This window comes from Ochrobactrum vermis (assembly GCF_002975205.1).
Lineage (GTDB): Bacteria > Pseudomonadota > Alphaproteobacteria > Rhizobiales > Rhizobiaceae > Brucella > Brucella vermis.
Map to the genome: position 1 here is coordinate 1,840,463 of NZ_PCOC01000002.1, position 15,207 is coordinate 1,855,669.

Below are 15,207 nucleotides of genomic sequence, written 5' to 3' on the forward strand. Positions count from 1 at the left end.
CTAGTCGTTCAAAGCGACGATCGCTTCGATTTCGACCGTGATATTGCCGGGCAACGAACCAAAGCCGACGGCTGAACGTGCGTGCTGTCCGGCGTCACCAAAGACCTCGATGAACAGATCGGAACAACCATTGATAACGTTGGGATGCAGTTCGAAATCCGGCACCGCGTTGACCATACCCAAAAGCTTCACAACCCGCTTCACGCGGGAAAGGTCGCCCAGCGCCTCGTGCATGACAGCCAGCAGATTGATACCGGTCAGGCGGGCGTCTTGATAGGCTTGATCGACGCCAATATCGCAGCCGACCTTACCCGAACGCAAATGACCGCTCTCTTCCCGAGGCCCCTGTCCTGAAAGATAGAGAATATTGCCCTCGCGAACATGCGTGACAAAATTTGCAATCGGCGGCGGGGGCGGCGGCAAAGTTATGCCGAGTGATGCCAGCCGGTCGTAGGGAGAATGCTGTATTTCAGTCGTTTGGGGGGAATGAGCCACGAATTTTCCTCGTCATTCTGTTACGGGTCGTTCCCGCAAATTCAATGTTGTGCCGACAGTCTCAGCGCCACGAATAGCCATGGCTATGGCGAACGAGTTTACGCGCACGTGGGATATACCGGCTGGCCGTAATGGCCTCGGCACCGATCACCGCGTAGCGCGGCTCGAAAAGCCTGTTCAGACGGGACACATCACCGTTGGAATCTGTCGCTTCCAGATCTGCATCGACCAGATCGAAGATCGTGAAATCGGCGCGCTGGCCAACTGAGAGCCGGTTTTCCATCGAAAGCTTGATAACCGACGCAGGATTATGCGTGACGGCTTCAATGACATTTTCGAACGGCATATTGACCGACAACAGTTTCGACATGGTCGTCGCCAGATCCCAAACCGGGAAATTCATCGAATGACCATGAAGGTCCGTCGAGATCGAAAAGGGAAGGAGACCGCGTTCAATTGCCGCTTCGGCAACTTTGAACGAGAAGGACGCACCGCCGTGGCCAATATCCAGTCGGATGCCCTCACCTGCACAGCGTTCCGCGAGGTTGAAGAGATCCTCGTCTTCCATGATGCTGGAACCGGACTTGCCGTTGAAGCAATGTGTGACGACATCGCCGGGGCCAAGGATTTCCAGAACTTCGTCATAAAGCGCAGGCGGTTCGCCCACATGCACCATCATCGGCACTTTGAGTATTTTAGCAATCTTCTTGCCAAGCTTGACCGGTGTGACGCCCCAAGATCCGGTGATGACATGGCTGGCGCGGACCTTGATCCCGACAATATGCTCGCTGTTGGCGGCATAGCATTCGAGAATGCGATCAAGATCAATGTCCTTGATGTCGCGCAGTTCGGGTACCCGGTTGCAGGCGACGAGACCTATCGAACCAAGATTGAGGAAAGCCTTGATCCGTTCCTTGGCCGGCTCAATGATATATTCACGAAAGCCGTGGAAATTGGCCTCCCCCGCCGAACCGGCATCGACCAGCGTCGTCACCCCACGTTCAGCGCCGCACTCCGATGGGCGTATCGAAATGTCTGTACCGCCATGCCAGATATGAACGTGCAGATCGACCCAACCTGGCGAAATCCAGGCTCCTTTGCCATCGACGCGCTCGGCATCAGCCGGTGCGTTCAACGACTTGCCAATGGCGCTGATATTACCGTCTTTCCCTACCAGAATATCGGTTGTCGCATCGGCGTGTACCGTACCGAACGCTACCGGCTTTACATTGGTGATGAGGAGCGTTTTCGCCTGTTCACCGGAAACCATATTACAAATCCCTTCGCAGTCTTGGGTCGAGCATGTCGCGTAGTCCGTCCCCCACCATCTGGAGCGAGAGGACGGAAAGAATGATGGCGAAGCCGGGGAAATAGGTCATCCAGTCGGCCTGACCGATATATTGGCGTCCCGCGGCAATCATCGTTCCCCAGGTCGGAATTTCTGGGCTGACGCCAAGGCCGAGGAACGAGAGCCCCGCTTCAGCGAGCATTGCGCTCGCAAACAGGAAAGTGCACTGCACGATAATCGGCGAGATCAGGTTCCTCAGCACGTGCCGCGTCATGATGTGGAATGTCGAAATTCCAAGCGATTGAGCGGCTTCGACATAAGGCAGTTCACGGATCACCAATGTCGAGGCACGCACGATACGCGCCAGCCTTGGTGAATAAACCACGGACAGCGCGACGATGACCGTCGCCAGCGAGGGGCCAAGCGCAGCAACCAATGCAATGGCCAAAAGAATATCAGGGAAAGCCATCATCGCATCAATCAGGCGGGCAATAGGCGTGTCCAGACGCTGAAAGAAACCGGCGAGCAATCCGAGCGTAACCCCTATGATTGTTGACAGGACAACAACCGCCGCTCCAACCATAAGTGACAGCCGCCCGGCGTAGATCGTGCGCGAAAAGACATCGCGTCCGAACTCATCCGTACCGAACCAGAACATCTCGCTCGGTGGCTTGAGACGGTTGACGATTGAAAGCTTCGACGGTGAATAAGGCGCAATCCAGGGCGCAAGCAGCGCAAGGATAACGAAGACCGTCAGAACGATGATGCCTGCCGCCACGGTCTTACGCTTGAACAACCGACGAATGAACAACGCGCGTTCCGAAGGTGCTTTTTGTGTGGTCGCAACAAGATTGGTCATCAGTAACGAACCCTCGGATCCACGAACAGATAAAGCATATCGATGATGAAATTGATCAGGACATAGAGCCCTGCAATGACGAGCAGCGCGCCCTGAATTATGGGATAGTCCCGTCGCAGGACGGCAGACACGACAAGATTTCCGATCCCCGGCACACCGAACACAGTTTCCGTCACCACAGCGCCAGAGATCAGGACGGCTGCGGTCAGGCCGATGACCGTCAGGATCGGGATCAAAGCGTTTTTCAAGGCATGTTTCATAATCACGCGCCGCTCGATCAATCCCTTTGCGCGCGCCGTGCGAATATAATCATCGCCAAGGACATCAAGCATCGAGGCACGCGTGAAACGCAGGATCAGAGCAGAGGAAACCAGTCCCAGCGCGAAGGCCGGCAGGATGAGATGGTACATTCGATCCATAAAACTCGAACCCGGCCCGCCATAGCCGGATACCGGAAACAGGTTCAGCCGAACGGCAAAAAACTGCATGAGGATGAGCCCGAGCCAGAAGCTCGGTATGCTCGCTGCGAGCATGGCGACCGTTGTCGCCGCCTGATCGACAAAGGAACCGCGCCGGTAAGCGGCGTAAATCCCGACCGGTAAAGCAATGATGCAGGCGATCAGAAGAGAAAGAACCGTCAGAAAGAATGTCGGTTCGGCTCGGTCCAGCAATGCTGCGCCAACCGGCATGTTGAGAAAGATCGACTGACCGAGATCACCCTTCAAGAGTTGGCCGATGTAATAGAAGTACTGAACGACCAGCGATTGATCGAGCCCCAGCCGGGAGCGCAGATCGGCAATGTCCTGCGCCGACGCATCCGGCCCGAGCATGACTGCGGCAGGATCGCCGGGTGTCACCCGAACGATCACGAATACAATCGTCACGACCAGAAACATGACGACAGCCATGCCGACAAACCGCTGAAGGATGTAGCGCACCATGCGATCAGATTCTCCAGATTGACCCGTTTAGAGCGCCATGCGTCCATTTGGACGCACATAGGTCGCTCTAGCTCATTGAAGCTACGCATCGTGCTTCCCAAAATCGTTACCAATTTTAGGCCGATGCTGTAGCGAATGCCGACCATCAGATCGGCATTCGCAGTGGCAGGAAGTTACTTCTTCAGCGAAGCGTTCCAGAAATAGGGCCACGGAGCCGTATCGACGCCCTCAAGTTTGGTCGACATGGCCGCAACAGCGTTGAAATCGCCGATCTTGATCAAGGGCAGTTCGTCATAGATGGTCTTCTGGACGTCTGCCCACAGCGCAACACGCTTTTCTGGATTGGATTCGGATGTGAACGCATCGACCACGGTTTTACGCGCAGGCGTATCCCACCAACCTGGCGAACTGGTCGACAAAGAGCCGATCAAGGCAGGTTCAGGCAGGAAAGGGCTATGCGTTATGTAGATATCCCAAAGCTTGGGATCAGCACGGCGCTGCGTCAGTGTCGCCCAGTCGACAACCTGCAGGTCGACCTTGAACCCGGCAAGTTTCAGATATTCGGCAGCCACCTGCGCCATCTTGTAATGGAACTCATACTGGCGGCTGGTCAGGATACGCAACGGTTCGCCGTTGTAGCCCGCAGCCTTCAACGCTTCTGCCGCCACCTCGGGCTGAGCGACATTATAATTTCCTTCGACACCGGCTTCCGTATTCCAGACAAAATTGGACGGATAGAAAGCACCGTCCAGTGCGTAGAATTCCGTACTGCCAAATGCAGCAGCAAGCATGTCTTCCATGCTCAATGCCTGTGTCACGGCCTTTCGTACCGGCAGCTTTGACGCCACACCTTCCTTGGTATTGAACACAAAGACAGGATAGCCGAAGGGCTTCAGAACCAGCGGTTGGGAAGCAGTCGAAGACTTGATCTTGTCAAATGATTCCACTGGAATGGAATCGACATAGTCGTATTGTCCGGAAACCGCTGCTTCAACACGGGTATTTGCGTCAGGAACCGAGACAAACCGGATCTCATCGAGATATTGATGGCGCGCTCCACCGTAGCCGTCACTTTCGCCGTCGCGCGACTTGTAACCATCGAAACGCACGAGCTGAATGTACTGGTCCGCCTTGCGTTCCTTGAGCATGTAGGGCCCGGTACCGATAAACTCGTTCATCGGCTCTGCCTGCTTTTCCGACGGGATGATGATCGCCGCGGAATTGTTGAAAGCGAGCAGAGAAGTAAGCGGTGCATAAGGCTGCTTCAGCGTAATGGTCACTGTAGCCGGATCAGTAGCCGCAATATTTTCGATGAAGGCTGATGCCTGTTTTCCGCGTGATGCCAGCTTCGTCCAACGCTGCAACGACGCAACCACGTCTTCCGATGTCATGTCAGTGCCGTCATGGAACTTAACGTCTGAACGCAGCTTGATCGTATAAGTTTTTCCGTCTGCACTGATTTCGGGCAGGCTTTCCGCTAGCAGCGGCGTCGGTTTCCATTCCTTGTCGAACGTATAGAGCGTTTCAAAAATATGCTGCGTGACGATGCCCACAAGATCGGCAGTGGATACCATCGGGTCAAGCGTCGGTGGCTCGCCAATGGTGGCGACATTGATGACGCCACCCTTGTCTTGCGCCAGCGAAACGCCGGGACTGAAGATCATGGCAGAAGCCAGAAGGAGTGCTAGTTTGATCCGCAAGGCATAACCCCCATTTTTGATTTGTTCCACAATTATGTTATATAGGCTTTTATAAAAGAATAGCTGAGAACTTCGGGGTGTCAATCCATCAAAAAGCTTCGACTGGAATTCTTCATGCGATAAAATTGGAACTCCTTCCAAATCAAGGAGATACGACGCGATAAAGTAGGAGGCGCCGCGGGGGGCATTCGCCTTTCGTTAGTTTTCAACTTTGGTGGCGGTGACGACAAAATGTCTCGACTGCGGTGTGGAGCGCCTAAACTATCCGCGTTTATCAGATTTTATGGGTGGCACCTCCGAAGCTGTATCGATAAGAGTGCGCCATGACACGCAAAGGCCAGGGCTACCTCTTCACACTTCTCGCAGTTACCATTTTTGCAACGCAGGACGGTATTTCGAAGTATCTTGGCACTCATTATTCGCCGATCCTGATAACGATGATCCGCTATTGGGTCTTTGCAGCTTTCGTTCTTCTGCTTGCAATGCGCTCCGGCGGCATCGCCAAAGCCGCAGCAACGAAACGCCCCTTTCTGCAACTTTTTCGCGGAATTTTGCTTGCAGCAGAAATCGTTACATTCATATTCGCTCTCAGTCGCGCAGGCATGGCAACAGCGCAGTCAATCTTTCAAGGTGCACCTTTATTGGTGACAATGCTCTCTGTGCCGTTCCTTGGTGAAAAGGTTGGCTGGCGACGTTGGACGGCGATCGTCGTCGGACTGATTGGCGTTTTGCTGATTATCAATCCTGTGAATGCGAAATTCGACGCAAGTCTGCTTCTGCCGGTGGCCGCGATGGTCATGTTCGCCGTTTATGCCGTTGCGACACGCGCTGTCAGCAAAAGTGACGATGCAATGACCAGTTTCTTCTACACCGGCATAGCGGGGGCTGTGGCCCTCACCTTTGTCGGCAGTTTCTATCTGATGCCGATCGCGCGAAGCGACTGGTTCTGGATGGCAGCTCTTTGTGCCTGCGGCATCGCAAGCCACTACTTCCTCATCCGCGCCTACAACATTCTGGAGGCGGGAGAAGTGCAACCCCTCACCTATCTGCAGCTTGTTATCGGAGCATGTATCGCGGTCACGGTTTTCCACGAACAATTGACATGGAATATCGTCGCTGGCGCGATTGTCGTCGTTAGCGCTGGACTGTTCTCGGTCTTCCGCGAGCGGCAACTTGGCAGAAGCAAGCCGCCAGCGCTTGGGTAGATAACAAACCCAATATGGAAAGAGCAGATAAGTCAAAAAATGTTAAAGCGCTTTCCGCCAGTTTATTTCACGTCTCGGTTTATGATCTTTATGCCTTTCTATTCGGGGGCCTAACCGAATATTGAAAGGTTTTTATCATGAAAAATGCAGGCCTAGGCACCTTTATGCTAGCTGTTCTTACCAGTGGAGGCGCGATGGCCCAAGGTGCGCCGCAAATTTCGCCTGAAGATCTGTACAAGGCCGCAACAAATCAGCTTGGTATTGTCGAATACTGTAAGGATAAGGGCTTTGCCACGCAGGAGGATATTGACGGCCAGCAGTCGATCATGAAATTGATGCAGGCACCGGCTGACAAGGCAGGGCTCGACGCTACCCTCGAAGCAGGGAAGAAAGGTGTTGTCCAGTCGATGGGGCAGGAAACCGACGTCGAAAAATTTGCCAAAACATCGGGCAAGAGCGTGGAACCGTTCTGCCAGCAGATCACGGCTGCGATCAAGCAATCGGCGGCACAGATTCAGAAATAGACCGCCTCGGAATGATCTTCGACGTGTTTATCATCCAGAACCCCCAGTCCATCGAGATCGGGGGTTCCATGACACCAGACCGCAGAACAGATCTCGGTTTCAGCCACAACGTCACCGAAGGGAGAGTTCATCCCTCATCGAACAATAGCGCGCACTGACTTGACAGATTAATCTTGATAATTTAGTTCATGTTTTGACCTCTAGTGGTCGCGTAGACTTCCAGCCGGCGCTTGACCTACCGAGAGCGCCGGTCTTTTTATGTCTTGAGCACAACACAAGTGCGGTCGAGCGGGTATGTCATGACGCAGCCAGTCACATCGAATAGCAGCCATATTGAAACCGATTGCGCGATAGCGGGCGGTGGTCCAGCAGGATTGATGCTGGGACTTCTGCTTGCACGCGCAGGCGTGAACGTCACTGTCCTGACCTGCCACTGAACTTTCATCCAACGGCCATTAGAGCCTCGGCGGTTTTGAATACGCCAATTGGCGTGTTGGTAGCAACCGGCGGAAACGCCAAGCTTTCATATTGCGCAGCGTTGGAGCCGGTTGCGGCGATAATTCCGGCGTAGCATGCCGGTGTCTGATAACCGAGCGATGAGTGTGGCCGGAAATGATTATAATCCTCTGCCCATTCAGCGATGGCGCTTCGGGCATGTTCGAGGCCGAAGAACAGGCTTTCGTTGAGCAGTTCGTCACGCATTCGTCCGTTGAAGCTCTCGACATAGCCGTTTTGCATGGGCTTTCCCGGCGCGATGTAATGCCACTCGACCTTGTGATCCTTCGACCAGGCCAGAATGGCATTCGAGGTGAGTTCCGTGCCGTTATCGGAGACAATCATCCCGGGCTTGCCGCGTCGTTCGATCAGCGTCGTCAGCTCCCGTGCGACACGGCGGCCGGAGATTGAGGTGTCCGGGATTGCTGCCAGGCATTCACGGGTCACATCATCAACGATATTGAGGACCCGGAACCGTCTCCCGCATGCAAACTGGTCGTGCACGAAATCGAGAGACCAACGGGCATTTGCCTTCGCCTCGACCAGGATCGGCGCACGCGTGCCGACGGCCCTTCGTCGAGCCTTCCGCTTGCGAACCGAAAGCCCTTCCTCGCGATACAGCCGATAGATGCGGTTGACGCCGGATGGCTCTCCGTCCCGCCTGAGCAGGACGAACAGCCGTCGGTAGCCGAAGCGCCGTCGCTCGTTGGCGAGATCGCGCAACTTTGCTCGCAATTCGACCTCCGGCGGTCGGCAGGACCGATAGCGGATCATCTTGCGATCAGCCGACACAATCTGGCAGGCCCGCCGCTCCGACAGACCCATGACGGCCTTCAGATGCATGACAGCTTCACGCTTGGCGGCAGGCCCTACCATTTTTTTGCGAGGAGCTCGCGGAGTGCGGCGGCATCGAGCATCTGCTCGGCCAACAGCTTCTTAAGCTTGGCGTTCTCTTCTTCGAGTGCCTTCAGGCGCTTCGCCTCTGACACCTCCATACCGCCGTATTTGGCTTTCCAGTTATAAAATGTTGCGTCCGAAATCCCATACTTGCGGCAAAGGTCGGCCACCTTCATGCCTGCCTCCTGCTCCTTCAGCACCGCAATAATCTGCTCTTCTGTAAATCGCTGCTTTTTCATTCGTCCGTCCTTTATTGGGCCGGACTCTAATCCATTCTGGAGGAAATTCTCAGTGGCAGGTCAGTCCTCGAAAAACATTCCGATTTTCTGCGTGATTTTCGCGGCGACACAATTCATCCCTCCACCCTGCAGATCATGCATGAACTAGACTTGTTGGACGGGCTCCTCGCTTTGCCTCATACCAAGGCGCATCAGCTGAATGCGGAGATCGGCGGCAAGGATGTCACGATAGCTGATTTTTCCAGAATTCCCGCTCAATGCCGCTTCATCGCTTTCATGCCGCAATGGGAATTTCTTGACTATATCGCGCGCGAAGCCGCGAAGTATCCAAACTTCAGGCTCATTATGTCAGCCAGCGTGACTGAGCTGACCGAACGGGACGGGAGCGTCACCGGTCTCCTCGCAACGACCCCTGATAAGGTGATCACAATCGATGCCAAACTCGTCGTCGGTGCAGACGGGCGAAACTCTGTGGTGCGCGCGAAAGCTGGCCTGGAGGTCGAAAGCTATGGTTCGCCAAGCGAGATTCTCTGGATGAAGCTGTCTCACGCCCTCAATGATCCGCCCTATACGATGGGCCATGGCGGGCCCAGACAGGGTTTCGTCATGATTGATCGCGGCAAGTACTGGCAATGCGGTTACGTGCTTCGCCGACAAACTTTCACCGATGTGAAGCAAGAAGGGCTCGACGCATTCCGGGAAGCAGTCGCGAAAGTATCGCCATTGCCTGCAGAGCGAATGGACGAAATACGCACATGGGATGACGTCCATCTGTTGAGCGTACGCATCGACCGGCTGAAAACATGGTGGAAGCCTGGACTACTGTGCATCGGAGATGCTGCCCACGCCATGTCGCCTATCGGCGGGTTCGGAGTCAACCTCGCCATTCAGGATGCCGTTGCCGCAGCAAATATTCTGGCTCAACCGCTCAAGGGGAGCAGAGATTTGGCCCCGTATCTTGCCGCCGTCGAAGCACGGCGCCGCTTTCCGACAAAGGCAACACAGAAGCTGCAACTGATGATGCGCAGTGATCGCCGCAAACGTGAAACCAACTCTACCAGGCGCGATGGGCCACCAGCATTTATGCGTCATCTCGCACGTTGGCCCATTCTTGCACATCTGGCTGGCAGACTGATCGGGATGGGCTTTCGCCCGGAACACATCCGCAAGCTCTGAACGACGGATTCAGTCCACATCGTTGAGTTCGTCGTGAATACCGGCGACGATCTTCAACTGCTGCCGCTCCAATTTTCCTACATGCGAAGCATAGGTCATTGCCAGAAGCCGGACGCATTTACCGCATCCGGCTTTTTAGTTTGGCGATCCTGAAATCGTTACATACCAATCACGAGCTTCAGCGCAATTGACCACATCGTAATGGCAATGACGCCTTCCAGAATGCGCCAGGAAGACGGGCGGGCAAAGATTGGGCGCAGCCAACGAGCGCCGAAACCAAGCGAAAAGAAAAACACGAAGGACGCAGTGACAGCACCCGCAGCGAAGGATGTTTCAAAGCCTGGAAACTGCGTGGAGATTGTTCCAAGCAGCATGACGGTATCCAGGTAAACATGCGGATTGAGCCATGTGAGCGCCAGACAGGTCGCGAGTGTCCTGGTCAGGCTCACGGATACGCCGTTCGCCGTCGCCAGGATGGCAGACGAGGTGAATGCAGAATAGAGGCTCCGCGCGCCATACCAGACGAGAAAAGCCGCACCACCATAACGCATGATGGGATCAAGCGCTGGCATGATGGCAGCGATTTTCTGGAAACTTGTTACACCGACAAGAATTAGGATGGCATCCGATATGGCGCAAACGAGGCTTACGGCGAACACATGTTCGTCGCGCAAACCCTGTCGCAAAACAAAAGCGTTTTGTGCGCCAATGGCGACAATGAGACTGAGACCCATAGTAAGGCCAGTTACGTAGACTGAAGGATTCATAAACGGTCGCTGTCTGTCTGGGAGTAAGTTGGCACTTGGATACAGGAGCGCATTTCGTTAGAATACTTAATTCTGATAATTCCAGTTTAGGGAAACTAATGATCGACTATTCTGCCCTGAGAGCAGTGGCGATGGTGGTCCAGACAGGCAGTTTTGAGAAAGCCGCCCGGGCTCTGAACGTGACCCCGTCAGCGATCTCGCAACGCGTCAAGCACCTGGAGGAGAGGCTGGGCGTCGTCCTGATTGAGCGAGGCTCCCCTTGTACGGCGACCGAAAAGGGTGACTGGTTGTGTCGGCATATCGAGCAGGTCGGTATGCTCGAACGCGAACTTTTGGCAGAACTACCTGCACTATCCAGCAGCGAAAATTCTGCCCAGCGCGTAACACTCCATATAGCGACCAATGCCGATAGTCTGGGCACGTGGTTTCTCAAAGCGATTTCGCATTTCAGTGCGACATCGGATTATCTCTTCAATGTAGCGGTCGACGATCAGGATCATACTGCCGAATGGCTGCGGCGCGGGCGTGTCGTTGCCGCTGTAACCTCCCTGTCCAACCCCGTTCAGGGCTGTCGTCTCACCCCACTGGGTATTCTCCAATATCGGGCGACAGCTTCTCCGGAGTTTATCGCTCGGCATTTCCCGGACGGAATAACGGGCGATGCCCTCGCCAAGGCTCCAGCGTTGACATTCAACCAGAAAGACAGATTACAGGATCAATGGGTGCGCGCCACGCTGAGGACTGACATAGTTTGCCCAACACATTGGCTTCCTTCGACACAGGCTTTCGTCGATGCGAGCTTGTCGGGCATGGGATGGGGCATGAATCCGGTGCAACTGGTCGACCGCCATTTGAAATCAGGGCAGCTTATTGAACTGATACCCGATGCGCCTCTTGATATTCCTTTGTACTGGCAAGTTAACCGTCTCGCAGCCGACACGCTTGCAGGGCTGACGCAGACGGTTGTGACAATAGCGCGGCAGGAACTCGCGCCTCATCTCCAAAAATGAAAACGAGCTGACCGCGTTAACGTTTGTTGAAACAAAAGACTAGGCAGAGTTTTCCCTACCCTAGCGGTCAATCACCATCTGTTTTCTTGAATGTGAACGGCGATTGAGCAATCGATAGATAATGAAGCTCTTGTTCCTGATCGCGGCGCTAATCGCCCTTGTTTTCCTTGGCTGCTATTTGCAGATGTTCTTTGCCGTGCCGTGAAGCACAGCGATTTTGATCAGCACGCGACCGACCTGCTGAATGGACAGGCATGGTGCGATCAGAAAATCGCAGCCTTACAGGAAGAAAGGCAGGATCAATGATCCTGCCCTGTTTGTGCAACACCTGCCGCCTCTTCGCAGACCCTGACATGCTCTGCCAGCGCGTCGAGTTGAAGGAAAGCGCTTATGGTACAGATATCCCGCTTCTGAAACTTCGGAAGCTCCTGAAGCTCCTTCAATCTGGTGAGAAGTGCACCGCGGTTCATGGTTTTCCCTCCATCTTTCTGGCTATCCGCAAGATTGGCGTTAGAGCGTGTTTCGATCTGATTGAATCAGATCTGCGCGTCTCAACTTTTTGTTTTGATGCGCATCTTGTCCGAAAACCGTTTCACACTTTTCGGGATGCGCTCTAATCAGGCTGCCCGCACCTTCGTTTTGCTTTTCAACGGGAGTTCGATATCGACTTCAAGTGTCGACATCTGGTCGCGCCGGTCCATTTTCACGCTGACCTTGTCGCGATCGATCTGGATATGCTTGGCGATGACGGCGAGGATTTCCTCCCGCAGCACTGCAACAAGGTCGGAATGCTCGTGTGAGGCCCTTTCATGGGCAAGCAAAACCTGCAACCGTTCACGCGCTTGCGGCGCGGAAGCAGGTTTGCTGAAGAAACGAAACAGGCTCATGCCGCTCTCCTTCCGAAAAGTTTACCCAGAAGGCCGCGCTTTTCGGATGGAACAGTCATCGGCACTTCTTCGCCGGCGAGGCGGCGGGCTGCGTCGAGATAAGCCAATGCAGGCGCGCTGCGCTGATCGGCAAGGGTCACGGGCGAACCAATATTGGATGCCCGCAAAACGTCCTGGCTTTCCGGAATAATGCCGAGAAGCGGAATGGACAGAATTTCGAGAACGTCGTCGACCTTCAGCATGTCACCGCGTTCGGCACGCACCGGGTCATAACGGGTCAGCAAGAGATGCTTTTCCACGCGCTCGCCGCGCTCAGCCTTGAGCGTCTTTGCATCCAGAAGGCCGATGATACGGTCGGAGTCACGCACGGACGACACTTCGGGGTTCGTCACAACCACAGCCATATCCGCATGGCGCATGGCGAGCGTGGCGCCGCGCTCGATCCCCGCCGGGCTATCGCAAATGATCCAGTCGAACTCTTTCTTGAGGTCTTCCATGACACGGTCGACACCGTCGGTGGTCAGATTGTCCTTATCACGCGTTTGGGAAGCAGGCAGCAGATACAGCGTCTCGAGGCGCTTGTCGCGGATCAGAGCCTGCGGAAGCTTTGCGTCGCCCTGAATGACATTCACCAGATCAAACACAACGCGACGCTCTGCCCCCATGACAAGGTCCAGATTACGCAAACCGACATCGAAGTCGATAACGACGGTCTTCTCGCCGCGTTGCGCCAGCGCTGCGCCAATTGCAGCAGTGGATGTCGTTTTGCCGACGCCACCTTTGCCGGAAGTTACAACAATTACTTTTGCCATATTTGTCTCCTGTATCTCCCGCGCGCCTCCAGAGCATCCGTTACCCGGGAATTGAAATGCTCTGCTTTTCTTTCGCGGCACTCAAAAGTGCCTAACATCTCGATTTGTCTTGGTTTCTCTCAAGGCAGAAACCTTTGAGAATGAGGGACTAGAGCGTTTCCCGCTTCGATTGAATCATTTGGAAATGCTCTATCTTTTTGCTTTTACGCGCATCTTGTTCCGAAAACCGTTTCACACTTTTCGGGATGCGCTCTAATTCAGCGTTTCAGCCATCATGTAGTCGCCGTCGAGCCAAAGCTGCACAGCCTGCCCACGCAATCTGCTCTCCATGTCTTCGGCCGTCTTGTAGAGACCGTCGATAGCGACAAGCTCTGCCTCCATCTTGCGGCAAAAAATGCGCGCGTCGGCATTTCCAGCGGTTCCAGCCATCGCGCGACCGCGCAATGCGCCGTAGACGTGGATCGAGCCGCCAGCCACCACCTCTGCGCCAGATGCAACCGAACCAACAATCGTTACGTCGCCATCGGGAAAATAGACGGACTGGCCGGATCGAACGGGCTCGGTCACGATCATGGAAGGGACAGCCTTGACCAGCTGCACCGATGTGGGCGCGGCCGGTGTACGCTCTTGCGGTTTCGACTCGGCAATTTCCGGATCGAAATCCGCAGCTGGCTGTCCGCCTCGCATCGCCGGCGGCATGCCGGGACCTAGCAGAGAAGGCCGCGCATTTTCGAAGCCGGTAATCCAGACACCGCGGCTAACCAGATCCTCAAGCAACTGAACCAGTTGTGGGCGCTCAATCGAAATACTCTCCAGATCGAGAACGATCGGACGATTCAGGAAAAACCCTACTGAACGTGCTGCCAGATCATCCAGCTTGTCGAGCCAGCCATCGAGCGGCAGTTCGGGTGAGAGCACCAGCGCAAGAAAGGATCTCCCTTTCAAGCGGATTGGACGGGACTGTGTTAGCACTTGATTCATCTTGGTTAAAAAACGGTTTATCCGGTCTATATGTGCAATGGTTAACAGATGGTTAATTTCTGAGCCTGAACGGTCCCGATTGCTGGAACAACCAGTCCTCTCGACGATCAGAACACAACTATCAGGGCTGAGATCAGCCTCCGGGCACAGAACGCAACATTGTGCCCGCATGAACGACCGAAGCCCCTTCCAACCTGGAAGCGACTCAGCCTATCCTTGATTATAAACGAATATTTCCATCGAAAATTGTCGTTTCTTCGTCCTTCCACAGAAGACATTGCGGAAAATATAAACTTAAATTTCAATCAAATATGACGCTACGTAATGTATTATAATTTTATAATATATTTTGTTTAGTTAAAGGCACAACGTGTCTTGAGAAAAATAGAATGCTAGAGATCTTAATCATAATTCATTTTAAAATATACTTTTCGCAATGACCCCGCTTTCGTAGATGAATTGGAAAACTGCCGTGACTTTATCTGCACCAATCCAAGATTTGGATAAACAATGTGCATAACAAATTCAGCCCGCTCATTGAGCAACTTCACCAGCGCAAACGATGAATGCACCCCGACAAAGCAATAGCTATTTTTCTGATCGCTTTCTTGCATCTTCGAACGCAGCCAGTTCGGGGCTGAAATGGTTCCGGCTGGAAACACTTGAACACAAAAGTCTTGGAGGGTTCCGTTCAAAGGAACCGCCTCGCGTTTGGGCGGGGGGCTTAGGGGCGCGAGGCGGGCGAGCTCTCAGGAGTGCACGCACAGGGAAAATGGAACGTTAGCTCCGATTCTGGAACTAACAATACGTTCCAGCCTGAAAAATTACGTGACCATCATATAGAAAAGCCCGCAATGCTCGGGAGGAGGAGAGCATTGCGGGCTTAATCTGTAGCGCGATTGGGAGGAGGAGTATCGCGCCTGGAGTCCGG

15 protein-coding genes and 2 pseudogenes are annotated in these 15,207 nt (G+C 54.2%); 5 read left to right on the forward strand and 12 right to left on the reverse strand.

Annotated elements, in window-relative coordinates:
* From CQZ93_RS22830 to CQZ93_RS22850, 5 genes are all read right to left on the reverse strand, one after another.
* Positions 1–495 (reverse strand): RidA family protein, encoded by a 495-nt coding sequence (locus tag CQZ93_RS22830; RefSeq protein ID WP_181153453.1) that lies wholly within the window; start codon positions 493–495, stop codon positions 1–3.
* 61 nt (positions 496–556) lie between these two features.
* Positions 557–1,765 carry an amidohydrolase/deacetylase family metallohydrolase gene (locus CQZ93_RS22835; RefSeq protein ID WP_105544809.1) on the reverse strand — a complete coding sequence of 403 codons (1,209 nt, stop codon included), beginning with the start codon at positions 1,763–1,765 and terminating at the stop codon, positions 557–559.
* 1 nt (position 1,766) lies between these two features.
* The gene (locus tag CQZ93_RS22840) at positions 1,767–2,642 is read right to left on the reverse strand and encodes an ABC transporter permease (protein WP_105544810.1); all 876 of its coding nucleotides are present in this window, start codon (positions 2,640–2,642) and stop codon (positions 1,767–1,769) included.
* Positions 2,642–3,583 carry an ABC transporter permease gene (locus tag CQZ93_RS22845; RefSeq protein WP_181153454.1) on the reverse strand — a complete coding sequence of 314 codons (942 nt, stop codon included), beginning with the start codon at positions 3,581–3,583 and terminating at the stop codon, positions 2,642–2,644. The genes CQZ93_RS22840 and CQZ93_RS22845 overlap by 1 nt, the downstream gene beginning before the upstream one ends.
* 173 nt (positions 3,584–3,756) lie before the next feature.
* A complete protein-coding gene (locus tag CQZ93_RS22850; protein ID WP_105544811.1) occupies positions 3,757–5,283 on the reverse strand; it encodes an ABC transporter substrate-binding protein in 1,527 nt (508 codons plus the stop codon).
* A 323-nt stretch (positions 5,284–5,606) separates the two neighbouring features.
* Between CQZ93_RS22850 and CQZ93_RS22855 the strand changes: the two genes are divergently transcribed.
* From CQZ93_RS22855 to CQZ93_RS26435, 3 genes and pseudogenes are all read left to right on the forward strand, one after another.
* Positions 5,607–6,488: a DMT family transporter gene (locus CQZ93_RS22855; RefSeq protein ID WP_105544812.1), complete on the forward strand. Its 882-nt coding sequence runs from the start codon at positions 5,607–5,609 to the stop codon at positions 6,486–6,488.
* A 194-nt stretch (positions 6,489–6,682) separates the two neighbouring features.
* Complete coding sequence (locus tag CQZ93_RS22860) at positions 6,683–7,012, forward strand: hypothetical protein (RefSeq protein ID WP_105544813.1); 330 nt, start codon at positions 6,683–6,685, stop codon at positions 7,010–7,012.
* Between the two features lie 299 nt (positions 7,013–7,311).
* Positions 7,312–7,446 (forward strand): annotated as a pseudogene (locus tag CQZ93_RS26435) (FAD-dependent monooxygenase); the annotation flags it as partial.
* A 7-nt stretch (positions 7,447–7,453) separates the two neighbouring features.
* Here CQZ93_RS26435 and CQZ93_RS22865 read toward each other — a convergent pair.
* Positions 7,454–8,643, reverse strand: a protein-coding gene (locus CQZ93_RS22865) for an IS3 family transposase (RefSeq protein ID WP_105543971.1) whose coding sequence is annotated in 2 segments (ribosomal slippage) — positions 7,454–8,391 and positions 8,391–8,643 — 1,191 coding nt in all. Because the reading frame shifts where the segments join, the coding sequence is not laid out codon by codon here.
* A 60-nt stretch (positions 8,644–8,703) separates the two neighbouring features.
* On the opposite strand from CQZ93_RS22865, the pseudogene CQZ93_RS22870 reads away from it, so the two are divergent.
* A pseudogene (locus CQZ93_RS22870) lies at positions 8,704–9,819 on the forward strand (FAD-dependent oxidoreductase); the annotation flags it as partial.
* A gap of 158 nt (positions 9,820–9,977) precedes the next feature.
* Here the strand turns inward: CQZ93_RS22870 and CQZ93_RS22875 are convergent.
* Positions 9,978–10,586 carry a LysE/ArgO family amino acid transporter gene (locus CQZ93_RS22875; RefSeq protein WP_105544815.1) on the reverse strand — a complete coding sequence of 203 codons (609 nt, stop codon included), beginning with the start codon at positions 10,584–10,586 and terminating at the stop codon, positions 9,978–9,980.
* Between the two features lie 98 nt (positions 10,587–10,684).
* On the opposite strand from CQZ93_RS22875, the gene CQZ93_RS22880 reads away from it, so the two are divergent.
* Positions 10,685–11,596, forward strand: coding sequence for a LysR family transcriptional regulator ArgP (locus CQZ93_RS22880; protein WP_105544816.1), 912 nt, complete (start codon positions 10,685–10,687; stop codon positions 11,594–11,596).
* A 299-nt stretch (positions 11,597–11,895) separates the two neighbouring features.
* On the opposite strand, the gene CQZ93_RS26725 is transcribed toward CQZ93_RS22880, so the two are convergent.
* From CQZ93_RS26725 to CQZ93_RS22900, 5 genes are all read right to left on the reverse strand, one after another.
* Positions 11,896–12,066 (reverse strand): hypothetical protein, encoded by a 171-nt coding sequence (locus CQZ93_RS26725; protein ID WP_181153455.1) that lies wholly within the window; start codon positions 12,064–12,066, stop codon positions 11,896–11,898.
* A 147-nt stretch (positions 12,067–12,213) separates the two neighbouring features.
* Positions 12,214–12,483, reverse strand: a complete 270-nt coding sequence (minE, locus tag CQZ93_RS22885; protein WP_105544817.1) for a cell division topological specificity factor MinE — start codon at positions 12,481–12,483, stop codon at positions 12,214–12,216.
* Positions 12,480–13,295: a septum site-determining protein MinD gene (minD, locus tag CQZ93_RS22890; protein WP_010660936.1), complete on the reverse strand. Its 816-nt coding sequence runs from the start codon at positions 13,293–13,295 to the stop codon at positions 12,480–12,482. Before minD ends, minE begins: the two co-directional genes overlap by 4 nt.
* 252 nt (positions 13,296–13,547) lie before the next feature.
* Positions 13,548–14,276, reverse strand: coding sequence for a septum site-determining protein MinC (gene minC, locus CQZ93_RS22895; RefSeq protein WP_105544818.1), 729 nt, complete (start codon positions 14,274–14,276; stop codon positions 13,548–13,550).
* A gap of 401 nt (positions 14,277–14,677) precedes the next feature.
* Positions 14,678–14,971 carry a hypothetical protein gene (locus tag CQZ93_RS22900; RefSeq protein ID WP_146114480.1) on the reverse strand — a complete coding sequence of 98 codons (294 nt, stop codon included), beginning with the start codon at positions 14,969–14,971 and terminating at the stop codon, positions 14,678–14,680.
* Between the last annotated feature and the right edge of the window lie 236 nt (positions 14,972–15,207).